The sequence below is a fragment of the uncultured Gimesia sp. genome (assembly GCF_937919775.1).
Classification (GTDB): domain Bacteria; phylum Planctomycetota; class Planctomycetia; order Planctomycetales; family Planctomycetaceae; genus Gimesia.
In genome coordinates this window covers 1-6,266 of the sequence record NZ_CALFPF010000656.1, presented here as the reverse complement: position 1 = coordinate 6,266, position 6,266 = coordinate 1, and the positions used below count along the sequence as shown (strand labels likewise).

At 49.0% G+C, this 6,266-nt stretch carries 4 protein-coding genes; 2 read left to right on the top strand and 2 right to left on the bottom strand.

Annotated features, from left to right (window positions below; all coding sequences use genetic code 11):
• Positions 1 to 184: hypothetical protein (locus tag Q0294_RS18715; RefSeq protein ID WP_299468493.1), on the bottom strand; the 184-nt coding region annotated here is incomplete at its 3' end.
• 57 nt (positions 185 to 241) lie between these two features.
• Positions 242 to 1,228 carry an SgcJ/EcaC family oxidoreductase gene (locus Q0294_RS18710; protein ID WP_299468491.1) on the bottom strand — a complete coding sequence of 329 codons (987 nt, stop codon included), beginning with the start codon at positions 1,226 to 1,228 and terminating at the stop codon, positions 242 to 244.
• Between the two features lie 411 nt (positions 1,229 to 1,639).
• Between Q0294_RS18710 and mprF the strand changes: the two genes are divergently transcribed.
• Together mprF and Q0294_RS18700 are read left to right on the top strand one after the other, a co-directional pair.
• Positions 1,640 to 4,207 carry a bifunctional lysylphosphatidylglycerol flippase/synthetase MprF gene (gene mprF, locus Q0294_RS18705; RefSeq protein ID WP_299468489.1) on the top strand — a complete coding sequence of 856 codons (2,568 nt, stop codon included), beginning with the start codon at positions 1,640 to 1,642 and terminating at the stop codon, positions 4,205 to 4,207.
• Positions 4,191 to 6,254 (top strand): glycogen-debranching protein, encoded by a 2,064-nt coding sequence (locus tag Q0294_RS18700; RefSeq protein ID WP_299468486.1) that lies wholly within the window; start codon positions 4,191 to 4,193, stop codon positions 6,252 to 6,254. The genes mprF and Q0294_RS18700 overlap by 17 nt, the downstream gene beginning before the upstream one ends.
• Positions 6,255 to 6,266: the final 12 nt, after the last annotated feature.

Sequence of the window (6,266 nt, the reverse complement as noted above, 5' to 3'; positions counted from 1 at the left end):
CGCCGCGAGAGCCACCGCCGCCACCTCCGAAGCCACCACCTCCGCCGCCGCCAAAGCCGCCTCCACCTCCACCATGAAAACCACCACCGCCACCACCACCAAAGCCCCTGGCCCAGGAAATGGATGGTTCATGTGAGACAAATAATAATGTTGTGATTGAAAGGAAGCTGATGAAAAGTCTCATACGATCTATCCCCGATTCTGATATTGCTTAAACGATGTTTTATTGACAGTCAGACCGCTATTTGCGTTTGGAAACCACTTCGAGTGCATCTGGTAACTCGATGCCATTGGCAGTACGATTTACCGATTGCCAGCGGCAGCCGTTCTGATCAATTTTTGAAATAATGTTATGAGCGCTGGTAATCATTCCATTACTGGAGACCCCCCGCGATTCAATCAGCCAGCCATTTTCCACAGGAGCCCAGATTCCCACCGCATGGCTGCCATCGGCGTTAAATGTCCACGACATGATATCACCTCTGATCGGATCGACACCGATAATCTGTTTGCCAATTGGTTGCGTCTCTCCTTTACCCTGCGTCGAGAAAGTCCGTTCCATAAATTTATTGCCCGGCAGCCAGTGATAGTCCGTCGTCAGTGTGATCCCTCTATCTTCGACGATCCAGGTTCCAATCAGCCATTCCAGATCCTTTAAGCCGGCTTTTGAATCAGCAGGAACCAATCCGGACTCTTTGATGCTGACCATCATCCACTTACCATCACGTTTTACGTGAGTCGCCGTATACTGACTGAAATCAGGAGCGACTTCCGGAACCGTGACAACTGTCCGCCCTTCTTCAAAAGCCAGATTGTTGCCAATCTGTCGAACGGAATCGACAGAAATCTGGATCTTCGCATTTTTATTTTCTTTAAAATAACCTTCATATGCTTTTTCAATGGCAGGCCGTCCCACCAGCCGCATCCCGCTGGCTTCGATATACTCCCCTTCCGGAGCCCAGAATCCAGCTACTTTCTTTGCATTTCCCTCGTCAAATGCTGCTTGAAATGCAACGGCCATTTTTTTGATGGCCTGCCCGGCTTCTGAGGTTTGTGGTGCAGGTTGAGGTTCTGCAGGTGTCCCCTCGGAATCCCCTGACGCTGCGGCATCTCCAGTGAGAGGGGTTCTTTGGAATTGCGCAAACAGAGTAGAACTGTTCAAAACAAAAAGTAACATCAAAAGGGGAACAGTGAGACCCCAGGAGGTCTTGCGTCGGAGGAGATTCATTCTGACATCTTTCAGAAATGGTGTTGAAATTCGCTGAGTTTGTGAGAGAGTAACGAAGCTGCCTGGCCCCAACAGCGGTCAGTTTTATTCTATTCCTGTCTGTTCAATTTTGCACGCATAATTTATGATCTCTTTCAGAAATTTCACGAGCTGCTTCCTCTAACGGGACTCTTACCCCTCCAACTACATAAAAAGAGGGCTTTGGATAAATAATTCTCGCGCCCTGCATTCCGATAATCCGGATCACAAGTTCTTCACAATTAGAGTTACTTGATGGGGAAGCTCCCTGTAATCACCTGTTTTTTATGACAAATGGAAGCCCATAATTAAGAACCAGTCATACCCATCAGATTTCATTTATGGTATTGTGCAATCCGTGACATTAAATGCCCTTGTTATTAAGAATCATAGATGCTGCATCGTCTCAAAAAACTCGTACCTCTTTTCGTCATCGCAATCTTCATGGGAGCACTCTGGTTGCTCTCCAAAGAATTAAAGCATTACAACATTCACGAAATCCGGACTGCCGTAACGCACATTCCTGCCTGGCGACTCTGGGCGGCCGCCGGATTGACGATACTCAATTATCTGGTTCTGATCGGCTATGACTATCTGGCAATTCGGGCCATCCACCACCCGCTCTCATTCGGGAAGATTTCTCTGGCATCGTTTACCGGCTTTGTCACCAGTTACAATTTTGGCGCGTTGCTTGGCGGCACGTCGGTCCGTTACCGACTTTATTCTGCCTGGGGTCTGTCTGCCGTCGAAATTCTGCAATTGATCATCATGCTGGGCACGACTTATTGGGTAGGCGTTTTTGCTTTAGCGGGCGTCGTTTTTATAGTGCAGCCGTTCCCGATTCCTGCATCGCTGCATTTACCCTTCGATAACGTCCAGCCGGTTGGTTACATCCTGCTGGCTGTCGCCATCGGTTATGCGTTATTACCGTTCATTCGTCGATCACCGATTGTCATCAAAGGCATCGAAATTCATTTACCCAAAACAGGCATGACACTCCTGCAACTGGCTGTCTCGGCCGCAGACCTGGTCATCGCTGCCGCTACGCTCTACCTGCTGCTTGCTCCGGATCTGTCGGTGGGTTACGCAGAATTTCTGGGAATGTTTCTGCTGGCTACGGTTGCCGTTGTTCTCTCACACGTTCCGGGGGGCGTGGGTGTGTTTGAACTTGTCATTTTGACACTCGTTGCCTCAAAATCGTCGGCAACAATTCTGGCCTGCTTACTTGTATTTCGTGTCATTTATTATCTGATTCCGCTCTTCGTGGCCATGATTCTTCTAGCACTCCATGAACTTTCACTACAACGCGGACTTGCAACGCGACTGGTGAAAGAAGTCAATCGCTGGTCAGTTGCCATCGCGCCGCTGGTGCTCTCCTGGTGTACTATTCTGGCAGGTGCGGTTCTACTTTTTTCGGGGGCGACGCCGATCGTTTCAACGCGAATAGGTCATTTACAGCATGCGATTCCTCTGCCGCTGATCGAAGCGTCCCATTTTATCGGCAGCTTAACCGGTGCCGCACTCCTGGTTCTCGCCCGTGGTTTGCAACGGCGACTCGATTCTGCCTGGTGGTTGATCACCATTTTGTTAGGACTCGGAATCATTGTCTCACTATTAAAGGGATTTGATTATGAAGAAGCGACATTACTCTCTGTAGTTCTGCTGGCATTACTGGCAAGTCGCAAAGAATTTTATCGCAAGGGAGCTTTGATCCACGAACGATTTAATCTGGGCTGGGCCAGTACGATTCTGGTAATCGTAGTCTGTTCGATCTGGCTTGGCCTGTTTGCTTATAAACACGTCGATTACTCAAACGAACTCTGGTGGGTCTTTACCTTCAAAGGGAACGCCCCCCGTTTTATGCGCGGCAGCATTGGCGCTGTCATTTTCCTGCTGCTGTTTGCTTTCTCGAAATTGATCGCCGCCCATAAACCACCTGCACTGCAACCGGATGAAAATGAATGGGAAGAGGTCAAGCAGATCGTAAATTCGTCCACGAAAACCTCAACCAGCCTGGCTTTGCTGGGAGATAAATCGCTGCTGTTCAATGCACAGCATACCGCTTTCATCATGTATGGAGTTCAGAAACGCTCATGGATCGCGCTCGGCGATCCCGTTGGACCAAAAGCGGAACGGGCTGAACTGGTCTGGCAATTCCGGGAACAGGTAGACCGCTATGACGGCTGGCCGGTCTTTTATCAGGTTGAACCCGAAAATCTTTCCCTGTATCTCGATCAGGGACTGACCATTCTCAAGTTGGGAGAAGAGGCACGCGTTCCTCTGGAATTGTTCGACATCATGGGCAGCAAACGGCGAAAATTGCGTCAGACCGTGAATCAATGTGAGAAAGGGCATTGTGAATTCTCAATCGTTCCCGTCAATCAGGTTCCCGCGCTGCTCTCCGAACTGAAACTGATCTCTGATGCCTGGCTCAGTGAAAAAAATGTCGCTGAAAAAGGTTTCTCGCTGGGATATTTCGATGAGACTTATCTGAAACACTTTCCTGTCGCCATCATCCGACAGAATGGCAAACTCATCGCTTTCGCCAATGTTCTAGAGGGAGCAGACAAGGAAGAACTTTCTGTCGATCTGATGCGTTATCTGCCCGATGCCCCTCCCAGCGTGATGGAATATCTGTTTATCGAATTACTGCTTTGGGGCAAACAGGCAGGCTACGCCTGGTTTAATTTTGGAATGGCCCCCTTGTCTGGAATTGAAAACCGCCCGCTGGCCCCGGTCTGGAATCGTACCGCCAATCTGGTTTTCCGCCACGGCGACCACTTTTATCACTTTGAAGGTTTGCGGGCCTATAAGGAAAAATTTGATCCGGTCTGGACTACCAGGTATCTGGCTTCCCCGGGGGGACTTGTTCTCCCTCAAATTCTGACTGACGTCGTCGCCTTAATTGGAAAGACACACTCAAACACGAATCGGACTTCACACTATGGACCACTGGGATAAAATCGAAGGGTCTCCCATACACATGGGAGAGACCTGGGTGCCGTCAGAAAATGCGTTTAATTTTGCCCTCTATTCTAAACATGCCGTGCATGTTTCGTTGTTATTCTTTACAAAAGACAACCTGAACGAGCCGACTTTTGTGTTTGAATTTGAACCGCGCAGAAACAAGACCGCGGAAATCTGGCATTGCCGCATCCCGGCTCCTGAGATCAAGCATGCCAGTTATTACGCGTACCAGATTGATGGTCCCTCCCCACAAGACCCATTTGAGTGGCATACCTTCGATTCAGAAAAAGTTTTGTTTGATCCTTATTCTCGCAACATCTACTTCCCACCAACGTTTGACAGACAACTCGCCTGCCAGCCGGGCTCGAATCTGGGACATGCCCCGCTGTCGGTGCTCCAGTCCATCGAATGTGCATTCAACTGGGAAAACGATCAACCGATCCACCACACTTCAGACCTCATCATCTATGAAATGCATGTGCGCGGCTTCACGAAGCAAAACAACTCAGGAGTTTCAGAAAATGCGCGAGGCACTTTTGCGGGTGTGATTGAAAAAATCCCCTATCTGAAAGAGTTGGGAGTCACTGCTGTCGAACTGATGCCCGTTTATCAGTTTGATTCGCAGGATGGAAATTACTGGGGATACATGCCCCTCGGATTCTTTGCTCCGCATGACGGTTATTGCATGTCTCAAGAGACCTGTGATCGACACATCGAATTTTGCGAAATGGTCAAGGCGTTACATCAAGCCGGAATCGAGGTCATTCTTGACGTCGTCTACAATCATACCGGCGAAGGAAATGAGTCTGGTCCCACTTATTGTTTCAAAGGAATTGACAATACGACGTATTATTCCACTACAGGCAATCCGGATTCTCCGTATGCCAACTTCTCCGGTGCAGGAAACACCCTTCACACTACAAATCGAGCCGTTCGCAAATTAATCGTCGACAGCCTGCAATACTGGGCAAAAGAGATGCACGTAGATGGCTTTCGGTTTGACTTAGCCAGTGTTCTTACCAGAAGAGCTGACGGAAGTATTGAAGAGACGAATCCTACGACGCTGGGACAAATTGGTTCAGATTCCGTATTGGCTAACCGGCGCTTTATTGCAGAGCCCTGGGATGCAGCAGGTGGATTTCAGCTTGGCTCTCGCTTTCCCGGTCATCGTTGGATGCAGTGGAACGCCGCCTATCGGGATACACTACAGCAATTCGTGCGCGGTGATGCAGGACGAGTCGCAGATCTGATGACGCGAATTTATGGCAGCGCTGACTTATTTCCTGATGACTGCATGCATGCACTCAGACCGTATCAAAGCGTGAATTACATTACGTCACATGATGGTTTTTCGTTATATGATCTGGTCTCGTTTAACGAAAAAAGAAACTGGAAAAATGGTGAAAACAATACCGATGGCACGAACGATTACAGCTGGAACTGCGGCTGGGAAGGTGAAGAAGGCGCTCCCCCCGATGTGATGAAATTGCGAAAACAACAGGTTAAAAACTTCTTCTGCCTGCTGATGGTCTCCAATGGCTCCCCCATGTTTCGCATGGGGGATGAATTTTTGCAAACGCAAGGCGGAAATAACAATCCCTACAATCAAGACAATGAAACAAGCTGGCTCGACTGGAGCAGACTGGAGACCCACCGGGATATCTTTCGCTTCGTGAAACTGATGATCGCCTTTCGCAAAGTACATTCATCCTTGTGCCGTTCTCATTTCTGGCGTGAAGACGTGCACTGGTATGGAGTGACCCGTTACGTGGATCTTTCGGCTTCGTCAAATACACTGGCCTTCTGCCTGCATGGAGCAGAAGAAGCAGACACCGACATTTATGTGATGATCAATGGTTCCGCAAACGCGATATCATTCGGCATTCATGAAGGAACTCCCGGCGACTGGAAGCGATTTGTCGATACGGCACTCCCCAGCCCTGAAGATATCCTGGAACCAGAAAATGCCCTCACCGTTTCCACGATCTCATATAATGTACAAGGCCGCTCGGTGGTTGTACTCGTCAGAAAAACACATTAAAATCATAGTTTC